Origin of the sequence: Citrobacter sp. Marseille-Q6884, from assembly GCF_945906775.1 — a bacterium.
Lineage (GTDB): Bacteria > Pseudomonadota > Gammaproteobacteria > Enterobacterales > Enterobacteriaceae > Citrobacter.
The window spans coordinates 267,675-285,052 of the sequence record NZ_CAMDRE010000001.1 but is presented as its reverse complement, the minus strand read 5'-3'; the positions used below and the strand labels follow the sequence as shown (position 1 = coordinate 285,052).

Annotated in this window: 13 protein-coding genes and 1 tRNA gene; 5 read left to right on the top strand and 9 right to left on the bottom strand. The window is 53.8% G+C overall.

The window, feature by feature from the left end; all coding sequences use genetic code 11:
- Positions 1-10: 10 nt before the first annotated feature.
- Positions 11-1,636 carry a selenium-dependent molybdenum cofactor biosynthesis protein YqeB gene (gene yqeB / locus N7268_RS01270; RefSeq protein ID WP_260861534.1) on the top strand — a complete coding sequence of 542 codons (1,626 nt, stop codon included), beginning with the start codon at positions 11-13 and terminating at the stop codon, positions 1,634-1,636.
- A gap of 43 nt (positions 1,637-1,679) precedes the next feature.
- Here the strand turns inward: yqeB and arcC are convergent, their stop codons facing one another.
- From arcC to ygeW, 5 genes are all read right to left on the bottom strand, one after another.
- A complete protein-coding gene (gene arcC, locus N7268_RS01265) occupies positions 1,680-2,612 on the bottom strand; it encodes a carbamate kinase (protein WP_260861533.1) in 933 nt (310 codons plus the stop codon).
- 53 nt (positions 2,613-2,665) lie between these two features.
- Positions 2,666-4,051 carry a dihydropyrimidinase gene (hydA, locus tag N7268_RS01260; protein ID WP_260861532.1) on the bottom strand — a complete coding sequence of 462 codons (1,386 nt, stop codon included), beginning with the start codon at positions 4,049-4,051 and terminating at the stop codon, positions 2,666-2,668.
- A 49-nt stretch (positions 4,052-4,100) separates the two neighbouring features.
- Positions 4,101-5,312: a YgeY family selenium metabolism-linked hydrolase gene (locus N7268_RS01255; RefSeq protein WP_260861531.1), complete on the bottom strand. Its 1,212-nt coding sequence runs from the start codon at positions 5,310-5,312 to the stop codon at positions 4,101-4,103.
- A 61-nt stretch (positions 5,313-5,373) separates the two neighbouring features.
- Positions 5,374-6,570 (bottom strand): diaminopropionate ammonia-lyase, encoded by a 1,197-nt coding sequence (gene dpaL, locus N7268_RS01250; RefSeq protein WP_260861530.1) that lies wholly within the window; start codon positions 6,568-6,570, stop codon positions 5,374-5,376.
- A 64-nt stretch (positions 6,571-6,634) separates the two neighbouring features.
- Positions 6,635-7,822 (bottom strand): knotted carbamoyltransferase YgeW, encoded by a 1,188-nt coding sequence (gene ygeW, locus N7268_RS01245; protein ID WP_260861529.1) that lies wholly within the window; start codon positions 7,820-7,822, stop codon positions 6,635-6,637.
- 469 nt (positions 7,823-8,291) lie between these two features.
- Here ygeW and N7268_RS01240 point away from each other — a divergent pair, with 469 nt between their 5' ends.
- Positions 8,292-10,070, top strand: a complete 1,779-nt coding sequence (locus tag N7268_RS01240) for a sigma-54 interaction domain-containing protein (protein ID WP_260861528.1) — start codon at positions 8,292-8,294, stop codon at positions 10,068-10,070.
- 49 nt (positions 10,071-10,119) lie between these two features.
- Here N7268_RS01240 and xdhC read toward each other — a convergent pair whose 3' ends face one another.
- From xdhC to xdhA, 3 genes are read right to left on the bottom strand one after another with little or no spacing between them, the layout of a single operon-like run.
- Positions 10,120-10,599, bottom strand: a complete 480-nt coding sequence (gene xdhC / locus N7268_RS01235; protein WP_198905915.1) for a xanthine dehydrogenase iron sulfur-binding subunit XdhC — start codon at positions 10,597-10,599, stop codon at positions 10,120-10,122.
- A complete protein-coding gene (xdhB, locus tag N7268_RS01230; RefSeq protein WP_260861527.1) occupies positions 10,596-11,474 on the bottom strand; it encodes a xanthine dehydrogenase FAD-binding subunit XdhB in 879 nt (292 codons plus the stop codon). The genes xdhC and xdhB overlap by 4 nt, the downstream gene beginning before the upstream one ends.
- A gap of 10 nt (positions 11,475-11,484) precedes the next feature.
- On the bottom strand, positions 11,485-13,782 hold the full coding sequence (gene xdhA, locus N7268_RS01225) for a xanthine dehydrogenase molybdenum-binding subunit XdhA (protein ID WP_260861526.1): 2,298 nt from the start codon (positions 13,780-13,782) through the stop codon (positions 11,485-11,487).
- Positions 13,783-14,092: 310 nt separating this feature from the next.
- Between xdhA and actS the strand changes: the two genes are divergently transcribed.
- Positions 14,093-14,851, top strand: a complete 759-nt coding sequence (gene actS / locus N7268_RS01220) for an amidase activator ActS (RefSeq protein ID WP_260861525.1) — start codon at positions 14,093-14,095, stop codon at positions 14,849-14,851.
- A gap of 79 nt (positions 14,852-14,930) precedes the next feature.
- Positions 14,931-15,004: transfer RNA gene (locus tag N7268_RS01215), tRNA-Gly, on the top strand.
- A 190-nt stretch (positions 15,005-15,194) separates the two neighbouring features.
- Here the strand turns inward: N7268_RS01215 and N7268_RS01210 are convergent.
- Positions 15,195-16,757 carry a phosphoethanolamine transferase gene (locus N7268_RS01210; protein ID WP_260861524.1) on the bottom strand — a complete coding sequence of 521 codons (1,563 nt, stop codon included), beginning with the start codon at positions 16,755-16,757 and terminating at the stop codon, positions 15,195-15,197.
- A 295-nt stretch (positions 16,758-17,052) separates the two neighbouring features.
- Here N7268_RS01210 and N7268_RS01205 point away from each other — a divergent pair, with 295 nt between their 5' ends.
- The gene (locus N7268_RS01205; RefSeq protein ID WP_260861523.1) at positions 17,053-17,367 is read left to right on the top strand and encodes a hypothetical protein; all 315 of its coding nucleotides are present in this window, start codon (positions 17,053-17,055) and stop codon (positions 17,365-17,367) included.
- Positions 17,368-17,378: the final 11 nt, after the last annotated feature.

Here is a 17,378-nt window from a genome sequence, read left to right as displayed (position 1 = left end):
TGAGGTTTTTATGAATATTTTCACAGAAGCTGCAAGACTCGAAGAACAAAACTGTCCGTTTGCGATGGCGCAAATTATCGATAGCCGTGGGTCAACGCCGCGGCATTCGGCCCAGATGCTGATACATCGTGATGGTTCTATCGTGGGTACGATTGGTGGTGGCATGGTGGAGCGCAAGGTGATTGAGGAGGCGCTGCAGGCGCTGCAGGAACGAAAACCTCGACTGTTTCATGGACGGATGGCGCGCAGCGGCAACGATGCGGTTGGGTCGGACTGCGGCGGCGCGATGTCTGTCTTTATCAGCGTGCATGGCCTGCGCCCCCGGCTGGTATTAATCGGCGCCGGGCACGTCAACCGGGCCATTGCGCAGGGCGCGGCGTTACTGGGTTTTGATATTGCCGTGGCGGATATTTATCGTGAGAGCTTAAACCCGGACGTGTTTCCCCCTGCCGTGCAACTTCTGCATGAGGACTCCTTTTCGGCGGCAATTGATGCCCTTGAGATCCAACCGGATAACTTTGTCCTTATCGCCACCAATAACCAGGATCGTGAGGCGTTGAACAAGCTTATCGAGCGCCCGGTGGCGTGGCTTGGGTTGCTGGCGAGTCGCCGTAAGGTCCAGGTCTTTTTACGTCAACTGCGGGAAAGCGGCATCAGTGAAGCGCATCTTTCCCGCCTGCATGCGCCGGTGGGTTACAACATCGGTGCTGAAACGCCGCAGGAGATTGCGGTGAGCGTACTGGCAGAAATTCTGCAAATTAAAAATCATGCACCAGGCGGGTTGATGACCACGGCGGCGCACCCTTCTGGCCATCAGCGTGTGGTGATTCGCGGTGCAGGCGATATCGCCAGCGGCGTTGCGTTACGGTTATTCCATGCCGGTTTCAAGGTCTTTATGGTTGAGGTCGAAAAACCGACGGTGATCCGCCGTAGCGTGGCATTCGCCCAGGCGGTCTTTGATGGCGAAATGACGGTTGAAGGCGTTACCGCGCGGCTGGCGGCAACGGCGGAAGAGGCCATCGAACTGGCGGATCGGGGGATGATCCCGGTACTGGTCGATCCGTTTTGCACCTTGCTGGATACGCTAAAACCCGGCTGCGTGGTGGATGCGATTCTGGCGAAGCAGAATCTGGGTACGCGTATTGATATGGCTCCGATTACGCTGGCGCTTGGGCCCGGTTTTACGGCCGGAGAGGACTGTCATGCGGTCATCGAAACCAATCGCGGACACTGGTTAGGACAGATTATTTACGCGGGCTGTGCACAGGAAAACACCGGCGTTCCGGGAAATATTATGGGGCATACTTCGCTGCGGGTGATACGCGCGCCGGCCGCTGGCATTATGCGTGCGAAGGTTCAGCTCGGCGACCTGGTGGAAGAGGGGGATGTAATTGCCTGGATTGGTGAGCATGAAATTAAAGCACCGCTGTCCGGCATGGTTCGCGGATTACTTAACGACGGACTGGCGGTCGTGGGCGGCTTTAAAATTGGCGATATCGATCCGCGCGGCGAGGTGGCGGACTTTACCAGCGTTTCTGACAAAGCCCGCGCCATTGGCGGTGGCGTTCTGGAGGCGTTAATGATGCTGATGCATCAGGGTGTGAAATCGACGAAAGATGTCCTTGAGGTTGCCTGATACCACGTTGCCCGGTAAGCGCAGTCGCTACCGGGCAATCGAACTACTGGCAAATAATCGTACCGGTTTTTCCTTCGATACCTTCTTTGGCCTTACTCAGAACCGTAATCAGCGCTTCACGTCCGGCGCGGGAACGGGCAAAAGAGGCCGCTGCTTCCACTTTTGGCAGCATTGAACCTTTGGCAAAATGCCCCTCATCAATAAAACGTTGGGCGTCACTCAGAGATAAGCGATCCAGCCACTGCTCGCCAGGCTTGCCAAAGTTGATGGCCACTTTTTCAACGGCGGTCAGGATGATCAGCATATCGGCGTCAATCATCTCCGCCAGTCTGGCGCTGGCCCAGTCTTTGTCGATCACCGCGCTGGCGCCGCGCAGATGATTGCCTTCGCGGATCACCGGGATCCCGCCGCCACCGACGGTAATCACTACCTGTCCCGCCTGTACCAGCGTTTTGACGGTCTCTTTCTCAATAATATCGATGGGTTTTGGCGAGGCGACAACACGGCGATAGCCCCGTCCAGCATCTTCTTTCAATGTATAGCCTTGTTTCTCCAGATGTTCTGCTTCTTCTTTGCTAAAGAACGATCCGATAGGTTTAGTCGGGTTCAGAAACGCGGGATCGTTAGCGTCAACTTCGACCTGGGTGACCAGCGTGACAACCGGGGTATGCATATTGCGGGACAACAACTCTTCGCGCAGCGCGTTTTGGAGATCGTACCCAATGTAGCCCTGGCTGAGTGCGACGCAAACCGACATCGGCAGCATCGGCGTATGCGCTTCGGTCTTTGCCGCGGCTTCGAACGCCAGATTGATCATGCCGACCTGAGGTCCGTTGCCATGGGTAACCACCACCTGATGACCCTGTGCGATGAGATCCACAATCGCCTGAGCGGTAATTTTGACGGCCTGCATCTGCCCGGCAAGATCTTCACCCAGCGCATTCCCGCCCAATGCGAGCACAATTTTCTTACTCATTTTTCCTCACTCATGTTGTGAAAATGTATGACCCACCGATTCCCTGGCTGAGGTTAAAGAGTGGGAGGGGTAAAAGGTTTTCGCCTCAGGAAGCGACCACGTCCGGGTTTGCCGGTAAATTTCCCCTCGCAAAAGAGGGTCTCACCGCGTGATAACGTTCTGACGATGGCGCCCAGACAGTGAAAATCCTCCCACGGGGAGTAGTCGGCGTTATCGTGCAGATCGGCATGGTGAATCACCGTGGTCCGTCGGGGATCGATAATCACCACATCGCCATCTGCGCCCGCTTCCAGCCGCCCTTTCTGCGGCCACAGACCGAAAAGTTTTGCCGGCATTGCACTGGTTAAATCCACGAAGCGTTCTGGCGTAATGCGCCCGGTCATCACTGCGTTGGAGAACAGCAACAGCATGCGGTTTTCCACCCCTGGCAACCCGTTCGGGCAGCGATTGAAATCGCCCCCGGAGAGTTGCTGACGTTGCGCCATTGAGAAGGCGCAGTGGTCGGTCGCCACGACATCAATCGCGCCATCGCTAATGCCGCACCACAATTTGTCCTGCTCGCGTACGTTGCGCAGTGGCGGACTGAGGATAAAATTCAGACCGTCTTCGCCGTCATAACGGCGTTCATCCAGCAGCAGATATTGCGGGCAGGTTTCAACCCACACCTGCTGGTGCTGCGCCTTAGCCAGGCGTAGATAATCCAGCCCCAGGCCATTCGATAAATGGACGATGTACAGCGGCGCATTTCCGGCGAGTTGTGCAAGGTTGATCATGCGGGCGATGGCTTCGGCTTCGCACTCCAGCGGTCGGCTTAAGGCGTGATAGCGCGGGGACGTGAAGCCTGCGGCAAGAAATTCAGCGCGTTTGCTGGCAATAGCCGCGTCGTTTTCTGGATGCACGGTGGTGAGCGCGCCGGCGCTATGCAGACGGCGCAGCGCCAGCAGTATTTCGTCATCATTGAGTTTGTACTGATAGGTCAGGTACAGCTTAAAACTGCTGATACCGTCCTCAACCATCATGGGGATCTCATCAAGGATCGCATGGTTGATATGTTGGATAACGCCATGAAAGCTGTAGTCGATCACCGCTTTATGCGCCGCGTAATCGTGATAGACATCAAGCTGGTGGCGTAAACGACAGCCCGTCGGACCAAATCCCATATGGTCAATAATGGTTGTTGTACCGCCACACGCTGCCGCCTGGGTACCGGTAAAAAAATCATCACAGCTGCGGGCAATGCCGACGTTGATATTGAAATGGGTGTGCACGTCCACGCCGCCGGGCATGACATAGCAATCCGTCGCATCGATGATTTCGCAGGGGAGCTGAGGGGTAATTTTGTCAGCCCGTTGGCGAATAATGCCGTTCTCGATCAGCAAATCCTGTTTAGCCTGGCCGTCGGCATTCACGACGGTTCCGTTTTTAATCAGCACGCGCATAGCAGACTCCAAATTCCCTCCGGCGTACCGGAGGGAGACAGGGGGATGATTACTCAGTCGCTAACCAGCTCAGTGGAATGGCGGCATACATGGCGGCACAGGTGACCAGATGCGATTTCCAGGTTTTCTCATTCGGGGCGTGCGCTTCTGGCTCTTTACCTGGACCAAAACCGATCACCGGAATACCGTGACGACCCATGATGGAGACGCCGTTAGTGGAGAAGGTCCACTTATCGACGACCGGTGCTTTACCGAAAAGTCCTTCATAGGCGTTCACTAGCGCTTTGACGGTGAAGTGATCTTCTTCCACTTTCCAGGTCGGGAAGTAGCATTCGGTCGGATAAACCAGCCCGGTCCAGGATGGGCGGTCGTAGTTGTACATCGACACCACCGCATTCGCTTTTTGTACCGCAGGCAATGCGCGGATTTCATCCAGCGCGCCTTCCCAGGTTTCGCCCCAGGTTAAACGACGGTCAATGGAGACGGCGCAGCTATCGGCGACCGCACAGCGGCTTGGTGAGGTGAAGAAGATTTCCGATACGGTCAACGTGCCTTTACCGAGAAATTCGTCATAGGCCAGATGCTGGGACAGATCCTGCAATTCGTTGAGAATTGGCCCCATTTTGAAAATGGCGTTATCACCGCGTTCCGGGGCTGAGCCGTGGCAACTGACCCCTTGTACGTCGATGCGAATCTCCATCCTGCCACGCTGTCCACGGTAGACCTGGCAGTCGGTTGGCTCAGTACTGACCACGAATTCAGGACGAATGCCGGACTGTTCAATGATGTATTGCCAGCACAGGCCATCGCAGTCTTCTTCCTGTACGGTACCGGTCACGAGCAGCGTATATTCATCTTCCAGACCGAGGTCTTTGATGATCTTCCCGGCGTAAACCATCGACGCCATCCCGCCTTCCTGGTCTGACGTACCGCGTCCGCCAATCAGCTCGTCGGTTTCCATGCCTTCGTACGGATCGAAGGTCCAGTTCTTGATATTGCCGATGCCAACGGTATCGATATGGGCGTCCATCGCGACCAGGCGAGGACCATGACCGATGTAGCCCAGCACGTTGCCCATTGGGTCGATTTCGACTTTATCGAAGCCGACTTTTTCCATTTCCTGCTTGATACGGTGAACCACGCGTTTTTCATCGCAGCTTTCGCTGGGGATGGCGACCATATCACGCAGAAAACGCGTCATATCGTCTTTATAGTCGTTTGCTTTTTCCAGAATCAGTTTGAATGGAATATGCTTAGCCATTGTTTTCCTTCTCCATTTTTCGTGCTCCGTATCAATGACGGAACCGGTAAGGTATTGAGGGTTATGGTGCAACCGGATGTTTGCCTTCCCAGACGACTTCGCGGTAGTGCTTCACGTCGGTATCGCCTTCGGTGCTGATCACCAGCACGATGGCGTCGCGGTTCAGAGCCAGGGTGTTCATTAGGGCTTCACGCTGCGGGTGGTAGTGGACTGCCGCCAGCACGCCTAAGCCCACGGCGCCGGACTCGCCGGAGATCACACGCGGGTCATCGCCCAACGGGTTGCCGAGCACACGCATTCCCAGGGCGGCAACGCTGTCCTGACAGGAGATAAATTGTGTGGAGCAGTTACGGAGAATTTCCCAGCCGAGCGGGTTTGGCTCACCACAGGCCAGACCGGCCATGATGGTGGCCATATCGCCGCCGACATTGACGATGTCGCCTTTGACGCCAGAGCGGTAGATGCAGTCGGCTTTATCTGGCTCAACGATAATGCTGTGCAGGTTTTTCGGGCCGTAAACGTCCACCAGATAACCCAGTACGCCGCCGGCCATCGCGCCGACGCCTGCCTGCAGCAGAACGTGGGTCGGGGTGACGCCAAGCGCGCGCATCTGCTCAACCGCTTCATCGGCCAGCGTGGCATAGCCTTGCATGATCCAGGTGGGGATTTTGGTATAGCCTTCCCAGGCGGTGTCCTGCACCACTTCCCAGCCGTTTTGCTGCGCCTGTTGCATGGTCATACGCACGGTGTCGTCGTAGTTCATGTCGGTGACGATACACTCTGCGCCGAGGTTAAGAATGGCATCGACACGCTCCTGGGCGGAGCCTTTCGGCATGTAAATCACCGCATTTTGCCCCAGTTGCTGGGCTGCCCACGCCACGCCGCGTCCATGGTTCCCGTCGGTAGTGGTGGCGAACGTCATTTTCTCGCCGATGGCCTTTTTCAGGCTCTCGAAGGAGAGGGCGTTAATATCGAGTTGGTATTTTTCACACAGCAATCGTGCGATGGCGTAGGCACCGCCGAGCATCTTGAATGCGTTAAGCCCAAAGCGTTTTGATTCATCTTTGACGAGAATTTTTTTCACGCCAAAAAGGTTGGCAAGCTCATCCAGCTCGCAGAGCGGGGTCGGTCGATACCCTGTAATTTGCTGGTGAAACTGACGCGCCTGTTTAGCCTGTTGCTGTGAAAACAGTGGCGAGGTCTCTCCGGTAAAAAAGCGGTTATCGGCAATATCGATCTTCAATGAGAAAACGGACATATCCTATCCTTATCCTTCATGGCCTCCGGGAACGGAGGGCCGACCGGGTGGTCGGCCTGGGTCTTTATTTAATGCGCTTTTGCGCCTCTTTCAGCAGTTGTTCCAGCAGTACGCCCGGTTTGGAATATTTACGTGAGAGGATCATCGCGGCGATGATGTACGGCTTCCAGCTCGCTTCCTTGTAAGTGGCAATGCGGTATTTTTCGAATACGGCTTCTGTGACTTCCCCTTCTTTGCAGGAAACCCCGCTGATATCGGCTGGCAGGCAGTGCATATACAATGCTTCGCCATTGCGGGTCAGTTCCATCATCTCTTCTGTGCAATGCCAGTCTTTGTGGTTGGCGTTCTGCGCCAGGCACTGTTTTTCCAGCTCTTTGAGGCCAGCATGATCGTCGGCACGCAGCAGTTCGGTGCGTTTTTCCATGACTTTGTATGGCGCCCAGGATTTCGGATAGACGATATCGGCGTCTTTGAAGGCTTCTTCCATGCTGGTCACCTGACGGAAGCTACCGCCGGAGGCGCTGGCGTTGCTTTTCGCCACTTCGATAACATCAGGGATCAGGTCGTAACCTTCCGGGTGCGCCAGCGTGACGTCCATACCAAAACGCGTCATCAGGCCGATAATGCCCTGCGGGACAGAGAGCGGTTTGCCATAGCTTGGTGAATAAGCCCAGGTCATGGCGATTTTCTTGCCCTTGAGGTTTTCCAGTGAGCCGAAGTGTTCGCGCAGCCAGGCAAGGTCAGCCATAGACTGGGTTGGGTGGTCGATATCACACTGCAGGTTGACCAGCGCCGGACGTTGCGGCAGCACGCCCTGCTTGTAGCCATCATCCAGCGCAGCGCCCACTTCGCGCATATAGGCGTTGCCTGCGCCGAGATACATATCATCGCGAATACCAATGGCATCGGCGCAAAACGAGATCATATTGGCGGTCTCGCGCACGGTTTCGCCGTGAGCGATTTGTGATTTACCTTCGTCGAGATCCTGCTGGGAGAGGCCAAGCAGGTTCAGCGCAGAAGCGTAGGAGAAGCGGGTACGGGTGGAGTTATCGCGGAAAACGGAGATACCTAAACCGCTATTGAAGACTTTGGTCGAGATATTTTCATCGCGCAGCATTTTCAGCGCGGCGGCAACATCCAGTACTTGTTTCAGTTCATCCGGTGTCTGCTCCCACGTTAACAAAAAGTCTTTCTCATGGAGGTTAGAGGCCAGCGAATTGATATCCTTTATCAGCTCATTAACAGTTTTCATCGTTAGGTCCTGGTAGTGGAATGACAGGCAAGGTAGCGAATGGCTATGACAGAGATTTCCATATCACAGCGATACCAAGGACTAACAATAAGTATGCCAGGATTAATTCAGAGGCCGGGAAGTGATATTTTGCTGGAGTGTTATGCGGCGTTGATCACAAAATAATGCGATATTTGAAGGTGATTAATAAACGAAAACGTTTGGCTTATTAAATATTCCTATTCGCGAAAAGTATGTTGTCGGTAATAAAATTGCTGTGCCTGTAAAAACTCGCCAATTTGATAAATCGGCTCGGCTCATTCTCATATTGATATAGAAATGTGACTTCTCTTCCATAATTCCATTAGAAAATGATAAAGAGTCCGTGTTTTTATCAAAGCGCTTTTCTCACAGGGTAATATCATTATCGTTCATACGGTATCAATACCTTAAATGATCAACTACTTAAGTGATATTGAAAGGTGAGTATATGGTACTTGCAACTACGCAATCCGTTTTGATGCAGATTCAGCCGACTATCCAGCGTTTTGCCAGAATGCTTGCCAGCGTGTTACAGCTCGAAGTGGAAATTGTGGATGAGAACCTGTGCCGCGTTGCCGGTTCCGGCGCATACGGCAAATTTCTCGGGCGACAGTTGAGCAGCAATTCACGATTATTACGGCATGTATTAGAAACAAAACAAGAAAAAGTCGTTACGCACTCCCGTTTCGATCCCCTGTGCGAAGGCTGCGATAGCAAGGATAATTGCCGGGAAAAGGCGTTTCTCGGTACCCCCGTTATTTTTCAGGAACGCTGCGTGGGAGTGATTAGCTTGATTGCCGTAACGCATGAACAACAAGAACATATTAATGATAATCTGCGCGAGTTTTCTGATTACGTCCGCCATATATCCACTATTTTTGTCTCCAAGTTACTGGAGGATCAGGGCGGCAATGACAACATCAGTAAAATATTCTCGACCATGATTGAGAATATGGATCAGGGCGTCCTGGTGATTGATGAAGATAATCGCGTGCAATTTGCTAACCAGACGGCGCTAAAAATTCTTGGTGTGGCGCAGAACACCATGACGGGAAAGTCCGTTAAATTCCGGCCATTAACTTTTGAGAGCAATTTCACACATGGCCATATGCAGCATATCGTTTCCTGGGATGATAAAAGCGAATTGATTATCGGCCAGTTACACAATGTGCAGGGCCGGCAGTTATTCCTGATGGCATTTCACCAGTCGCACACCAGTGCTGCGGTGTCGCTTGCAACGGACGAACCGCATATTGAACAACTGGTCGGCGAGTGCCGGGTGATGCGCCAGCTTAAACGGCTCATTAGCCGCATCGCGCCCAGTCCTTCCAGCGTGCTGATTGTTGGTGAGAGTGGCACCGGTAAAGAGGTGGTTGCGCGAGCCATTCACAAGCTAAGTGAGCGCAAAAATAAACCCTTTATCGCCATCAACTGTGCGGCGATCCCTGAGCAATTACTGGAAAGCGAGCTGTTTGGCTATGTGAAGGGCGCGTTTACCGGCGCGTCGGCCAATGGGAAAACCGGCCTGATCCAGGCGGCGAACAGCGGGACGCTATTTCTGGATGAAATTGGCGACATGCCGTTGATGCTGCAGGCGAAATTACTGCGCGCTATCGAAGCCCGGGAAGTCTTGCCGATTGGTGCCAGCAGCCCCATTCAGGTGGATATCCGTATTATTTCAGCGACGAACCAGAACCTGGCGCAGTTTATTGCCGAGGGAAAATTCCGCGAAGATCTTTACTATCGGCTGAATGTGATCCCGCTGACGCTACCGCCGCTGCGAGAACGTCTGGAAGATATTGAACTGCTGGTGCATTACTTTTTGCATCTCCACACCCGTCGATTAGGGCTGGTGTATCCAGGCGTGACACCCGACGTCGTGGCGCTGTTAAAGCAACACCGCTGGCCCGGTAATCTGCGCGAGTTAAGTAATTTGATGGAGTATCTGGTTAACGTTGTGCCTTCCGGCGAGGTGATCGACAGTACGCTTTTACCGCCGAACCTGATCAACAACGCGAAAGCGCCAGAGCGGGATATGCCCGTTGTGAACATGATGTCTACGCTAACCGATGATGCGAATGGCACGGCGCTTGAGGAGATGGAGAAGCAGATGATCCGCGAAGCCTTATCCCGGCACAATAATAAAAAGCAGGCCGCGGATGAACTGGGGATCGGGATTGCCACGCTGTATCGCAAGATTAAAAAATATGAGCTGATGGGGATGTGATGTTTGCCTTATCCGGCCAGACTTCAGGCCGGATAAGGGAGAAACTGCATTACTCCTGTGAGTCGCAGGCCTGCACCGTGTTAACGATCATTTGATAGCCGGTGCAGCGGCACAGATTCCCCGCCAGCCCGCGACGAATCTCCAGCACGGTGAGGGGCTGGCTGCGTGGCTTCGCTAACATAGCGGTTGTCGCCATGATCAGTCCTGGCGTGCAAAACCCACACTGGACAGCGCCGGATTCGGCATAGGCTTGTTGAACAGGAGAAAGCTGTCCACCCTGCGATTCCCCTTCCAGCGTGCGGATATGTTTTCCCGCCGCCCACGCTGCCAGATATAAGCAGCTGTCAATCGCCGTTCCATCGACCAGCACCGTGCATGCCCCGCATTCCCCGACACAGCAGCCGTGTTTTACGCTCAGTAACCCCTGCTCGCGCAGCAGCTCGGACAGGGGCATGCCCGGAGAAATGCTCAGTTGAAAAGGCAGACCGTTAATCTGGCATTCGAGTGCGATTCTGTCGGTGTGATTCATAGCAGTTTTCCTCCTGCCGCGATAACGGCTTCGCTAATCACTTTTTTGGCCATCGTCTGGATGAGATGCAGACGAAACGCTTTACTGGCGCGCCAGGACGACCGCGGCGCAACGTCCTGTAATACGGCTTCACTGATGGATTCCAGCGTTTGCTGGGTCAATGGCGCACTGCGCGCGGTTTGCTCGGCGTGCTGGCAGCGAACAGGGGTAGGCGCGGCGACGCCAAAGGCCAACCGCAGATCGCGGAAATGACCGTTCTCCAGACAGCAACGCGCCGCGCAGCCGATAGTCGAAATATCCATGGCATCGCGCATGGCGTATTTGTAGTGTGCGCTGCCGATGTGTGTTGTCGGCTGGGGCGGAAAGTGAAACGCCACCACGATTTCATCGTGCTCGAGCGAGACCTTCCCTGGACCGGTATGAAACCCGTTCATGGCGGTGAAGCGCACGCCGGCCGGGGAGTGGATTTCCAGCATGGCGTCATAAATGAGCGTGGGCGTGGCGGAGTCGGCACTGGTCGCGCCGTTACAAATATTACCGCCGTAGGTCGCGACATTGCGGATTTGTGGCCCGGCAATGGACGCGGCGGCAGCGCTCAGCGCGGGAAGATGGCGCTGGACTAAAGGGTGTTCTATCAGTTCGCTGAAGGTGGTGGCGGAGCCGATACGCAGACCGCCGTCATCGGTGAGCGTGATGCCGCCCAGTGCGGCCAGACCGTGAATATCCACGATATGACGATAGTGGGCGTTGTGATGATGAAGTTGAATCAATACGTCGGTTCCACCGGCGAGCAGTTTTGCCTGCGGGTGCTTAACCAGCAGTTCAATGGCGTTGGCGATATCCGTGGCCCGATGGTAAGTCGCAATATCAAACATGATGTTATCCTTAAATCAGTCCCGCCTGGTGAAACTCCTCGTAGAGACGCTTTGGCGTTAACGGCAGCGTATTGATCGCGACGCCGGTTGCCATTCTCACCGCATTACGAATGGCGGCGGCGACGGGAATGATGGGCGGTTCACCCAGCGATTTATGGCCGTAGGCAGATTGCGGCTCCAGGGTTTCGACGAATGCGCTCTCCAGTTGCGGAAGGTCCGGCATGGTTGGCATTTTGTAGTCGAGCAGGTTGGGGTTGCGCACCACGCCGCTTTGTTCGTCAATTATCATCTCTTCAAACAATGACCAGCCAATACCCATCCCCATGCCGCCATGAACCTGTCCTTCTGCCAGCAGCGGGTTAAGAATATGACCCGAGTCGTGGACATTGAGGATGCGATTGATCGTGACTTTACACAGGGCAAGATCGACGCTGAGGTCAACAAACGTGCAGCCAAAGGCCGGGGGATTGGAGGTGGTTTTCACTGAGCTTTCCGCCGACAATTGCCCCCCGCGCTCTGGATGGTAAAACGCGTCCATCGCCAGATCTTTTAGCGTTAACAGCGGGGTTGTCGGGCGGTCGGCAAGGACGATATTGCCAGCGATAAGCGTCAGGCTCATCGCGGACTGGTGCAGCATCTGCGCCGCATGAACAAGGATTTTCTCTTTTAACTGCTGAGCGGCTTTCCGCAACGCAGGCGCGGCAACATAGCTTTGGCGCGAGGCGAATGCGCCAGGATCAAAAGGGGTAATATCCGTATCCTGCGTTGAAATCACATGCACATCACTGACCAGTACGCCGACGGTCTCTGCCACCATCTGCGCAAAAACGGTATCGGCGCCCTGACCAATTTCCGTGGCGCCGCTTTGAACATTGATGGTTCCGTCCTGATTCATCAGCAGACGCGCACCGGAGATTTCGACGCCTACCGGCCAGGTGTTGGAGGTATAGCTGAAGCAGGCGATGCCCACGCCCCGGCGCATGTTGCCCTGCTGGCTCTGACATGCCGCGTAGCGTTTATCCCACTCAAACAGTTCACGGCCTTTTTGCAGGCAGTCCGGCAACCCTGCGCTGTAGATCGTTTTGCCGGTCAACGGGTTGGTATCCCCTTCGCGGGCAGCGTTACGTAAACGCACATCAATCGGGTCGAGTCCTAACGCAGCTGCGGCGTCATCGAGCATTGATTCTACGGCGAAGACCACTTGTGGCGCGCCGTATCCGCGCATCGCACCGGCAGAAGGCAGATTGGTGTAGGCCGTTGTTGAGCGATAAGCATATGCACTGCGGGGGTAAAGGTAGGCGATTTTATTGCCTCCCGCCGAGGCAATGGAGTGTCCGTGCGACGCGTATGCGCCCGTATTCGACAGCACATCCAGGCTGTAGCCTGTTAAGGTGCCATCACGGTTGATGCCCAGTTTTCCGTCCAGCGAGAACGCGTGGCGCGTGCGTGATGCCAGAAAGCACTCTTCGCGACTGAGCGAGACTTTTACCGGAATGCCGCCGAGTTTACTGGTCAGAAACGCCGCCATCGGCTCTTCCAGTACGTCCTGTTTATTACCGAAACCTCCGCCGACGTAGGGTTTGATGACGCGTACGCACGACCAGGGGATCCCGAGCGCCTGACCCACGACACGACGCACGATATGGGGAATTTGCGTACTGGAAACAATGGAGATGCGCGAGCTATCCTCCATCCACGCAAACGACGTGACGCTTTCCATATGACAGTGCTGGATCACCGGCGTCTGATAATGCCCCTGAATCTGGTAATCTGCCGCATCGATGGCCTGCTGAACGTTGCCGGTGGACATTTCACTTTGTTTAAGCAGATTGCCACCGGCGTGGATCGCGACAGCATCGGGGGCCAGCGCGGCTTGCGGGGTCGTGATAACCGGCAGCGATTGCCACTCGACGCTGACTAACTGCGCGGCTTTTTCGGCCGTGAGTTCATCCCTTGCCACCACGATGGCCACCGCATCGCCATGATGGCGTACATGGCGAGTCAACAGGTAACGGTCGGCGGTATCTCGCTTTCCTTCCTCCAGCGTCCAGGCGTGACCGGCCGTCGCAAAGGGGATAGCCGGTACATCTTCCCAGGTAAACACCGCCAGCACGCCGGGCAAATTTTTGGCCTCGTCGCAGTTGATGTGGGTGGCGTAACCGTGGGCGATAGGGCTGCGAACATATTTCGCGTAACACATTCCCGCCATCACGTAATCATCGGTATATCGAGCTCGCCCTGTCACCTTGGCGATGGCATCCACGCGCAGACATGATTCACCGGTGGCGGTTGCTTTCCGCGCTTCCATAGTTGTCCCCCTGATATGAAGATTTGCCTTTTAAGCGAATACCGGGATCAGGCAATAATTACGCCAGAAGCGGAAATCAGCGGCGGGGAGTCGTGGAATTGTGACGCTGTTAATAAATGTGGGCCCGTCAGCACGCTAACGTCCTGAAAAAAGAGGATACGGCGTATCATAATGAGCCTCATCAACTCATTATGATACGCCACGTGCGGGGGATGATATGCCCGGGACGGTGGGCCGTGTCGCGATATGATTTGGCATCCGGCCTCTGGCTGCTATGATAAAGCGTCTGAAAATGTTGCGAGGAATTGTTTTGAGTGCAGGACGCCTGAAGAAAAATGGCTTAGGTATTGCGATGCTGCTGAGTGCGGGTCTGCTGTTAGCAGGCTGCTCCGGGAGTCAGTCGTCTGATACAGGAAGTTATTCCGGCTCCGTGTATACCGTGAAGCGGGGAGATACGCTATATCGTATTTCACGCGCCACCGGGACCAGCGTAAAAGAGATCGCCCGTTTGAACAACATTTCGCCTCCTTATACCATCGAAGTGGGGCAAAAGCTGAAGGTCAGCGGCGGAGCGAAAACCAGTACGACAGCTGGCAAAACAAAAACGAAATCCTCCACCAAAACGGCAGCAGCCAGACCGTCTTCATCGGTGCCTCAGTCATCCTGGCCGCCAGTGGGGCAACGCTGCTGGCAGTGGCCCGCCAGCGGTAAGGTGATACTGCCTTATTCCACCGCAGACGGCGGCAACAAAGGCATTGATATTTCTGCTGCGCGCGGCACGCCAATTTATGCGGCCGGTGCCGGGAAGGTGGTCTATGTCGGCAATCAGCTGCGAGGATACGGCAACCTCATTATGATCAAACACAGTGAGGACTACATCACCGCCTACGCACATAACGACACCTTGCTGGTCAATAATGGGCAAAGCGTGAAGGCGGGGCAGAAAATTGCCACGATGGGTAACTCAGATGCGGCTTCTGTGCGTCTTCACTTCCAGATTCGCTATCGCGCGACGGCTATCGATCCGCTGCGTTATTTACCCCCGCAGGGCAGTAAACCCAAATGCTGACGGTGAATTAATCGCCAGTCAGTCGCCCTGCACCTTGCCAAGAATAGCGTAAGGTTTATAATCCCTTACGCACTTCAATGCGGGCGTAGTTCAATGGTAGAACGAGAGCTTCCCAAGCTCTATACGAGGGTTCGATTCCCTTCGCCCGCTCCATGACACTTCTTAAAGCATTCCAACTTACTGAATCCTAAGGGATATGGCTTAGCGCCTCCTGATAGTCGATGACTGTAACCCTGATATGACCTACGTGCATATCACCTCTGTTCAGGTGATCAAATTCAGTAACCCATTACAGAATTAAGTCAAACTGAATAGATTTGGGTCTATTCAGTTATTCAGGTCTTCAGCGACGAAGCGTTTTCCAGTCATAAACGGTGTTGGTGGTGTCCAGCACCGGAACCTGACCTGTGAGCTGTGATGCGCGTGCTTTTAACGTTCCCGGCAGGGGTTCATTTGGCAGGCTTATTCCTAACCAGTAGCGCATTAGCTGGAAATTATTCGCCGTTGAGTAAAGCGCCTTCACCTCGCCAGTTTCAGGTTTTGCGACCTGCTTGCTGTACCAAACAAACATCGGTACCTGGTAGGCGTGCTGGCTTGGCTTAACGCCGCCGTGATAATAGACCACGCGTTTTTGTGGATCGCGCTCAAGGGCATGATCGGAAAAGTAAATCAGCGAAGCACGACGCCCTTCAAGCAAGGAAAACATCTGCCCAAGAAGTTTGTCGGTATAACGAATCGAGTTGTCATAGCAGGCATCAATGCCGCTATCTTTCTGATCAAAGACGGCTTCTTGCTGTGGGAAACGCACGCACTCCGGTTCGTGACTACCATAAAGATGCAACACAATGACCTGCTTACCGCTTCGGTTAAGCGCCTGTTTTAATTCTGGAATCAAGGTATCGTCGTAATCACTGGTCAGCCATTTTTTATCCCGGGCATTGGTGGCAATGCCGGTGATGGCATTGTTGTAGTCTCCGATAATGCCTTGCTTGCTAAACCAGGAGGTGTAATAACCCGCGCGGTTCGCAAGATTGATAATATTGTCCGAATAATGTTTCTGGTCGTGACCGATGACGAAATCCACACTCAGTGCGAGAGGAACGGCCGTGATGGTCACCGGAGCGGGGCTGATCGCCTGATTCCACGAGAGCACCTGCGCTCGCTGGCTATCAAGCACTGGCGTGGTCTCTTTCGGATAGCCGTAAAAATGCATGTTCTCTGATCGGGCTGACTCACCCACCACCACGACGTAGGTATCAATGCCGGTATCCCATGTGCGGATCGGGTAATCCGGGATCGTACGTGAAATTTGGGCAATCAGCTGCTTATCATTCCAGGCCTGCACGAAGTATTTCAGGTTGCTGATCGGGGTGTAGTTAATGACCCGCACGGAGATGCTGCCGTGGCTGTTTTTCCGCACACTGTGCGCCACCGCCTGAGTGACATTGACCGTCAGCGTGAGCACCAGACAATACAGTGGTAAACGCGGACGCCACTTGCCGGGGAGCCTCGGCGTGTACCAGACCGCGCTGAGTAACAGGGCCGTTAAGGCGATAAATCCCAGCCCATACTGGATATACAAGCCAAGCATAGCCATCATTTCGTGGGTGGAGCTTTCCAGCACGCTCATGGCAAAACCATAGCTAAAAGCGCTGTCAAATGTTGCATGCGCATACAAAGACAACATCACATCCCATGCGACCACCATCATTGGCAAAGCCGCAATGGCTAAACGCACACTGCGTCGCTTAATGAGTGAAAATGAAAGCATAAGTAATGCAAAGATGAATAAGCGCTGAAACATCACATGCATGGGTGAAAACAGCATGTTAACAGCCGCAACAATGCTCAGAGAGAACCACAGAGGGAGTAACGCCGCAAAGGCGCGCACAGAGGATGAATTCATAGCGTGAATGTTTATATGTAATATATTTACAAAAATTATCGCACGAATTGCTAATCCAACTGAAGGGATGTCTGCTAGCGGTTTGCCTGCCTTGATCAAATAAAGGTGAGTTTTTTATTTTTGGTACGGGTTACACTGCGTAAAATGACCCACGATCCTTTCATCAGCGATACTAAAAAGTATCAAACGACTTTTGTGGTGGTCGTCGTTTTGGTTACTTCTGTATTAACGGATGTTGAGGTCTTTGGAAACAGTGCAAACCTGTTTTATTTAATTCAAACTTCACGGTGATAAAATGAATGTCAACATTGCTGTTGTTGCAGTGTCTTTGTTAGCTTTATCAGGATGTAATATGAATCCCTCTCTGTATACAGCGAATGCAAGCAAATCGGAAGGTACTGTGACGATGGCTTACCATTATACCTCATCCACTCCAGTATGGTGGAGTCCGAAATTTGGTGAAGAGGCGCAGCAGCGAGCAAGCGTAATATGTCAGGGATGGGCGTTTGACTCAGCACGGCCTTTAGATGACAGTGCGTATAGGGAAAATGGCGGGGCTATAGAAGGAATAGATTCGGTGATATATCAATGTATTAAAGATAAAGAATAAGTTACTCATCG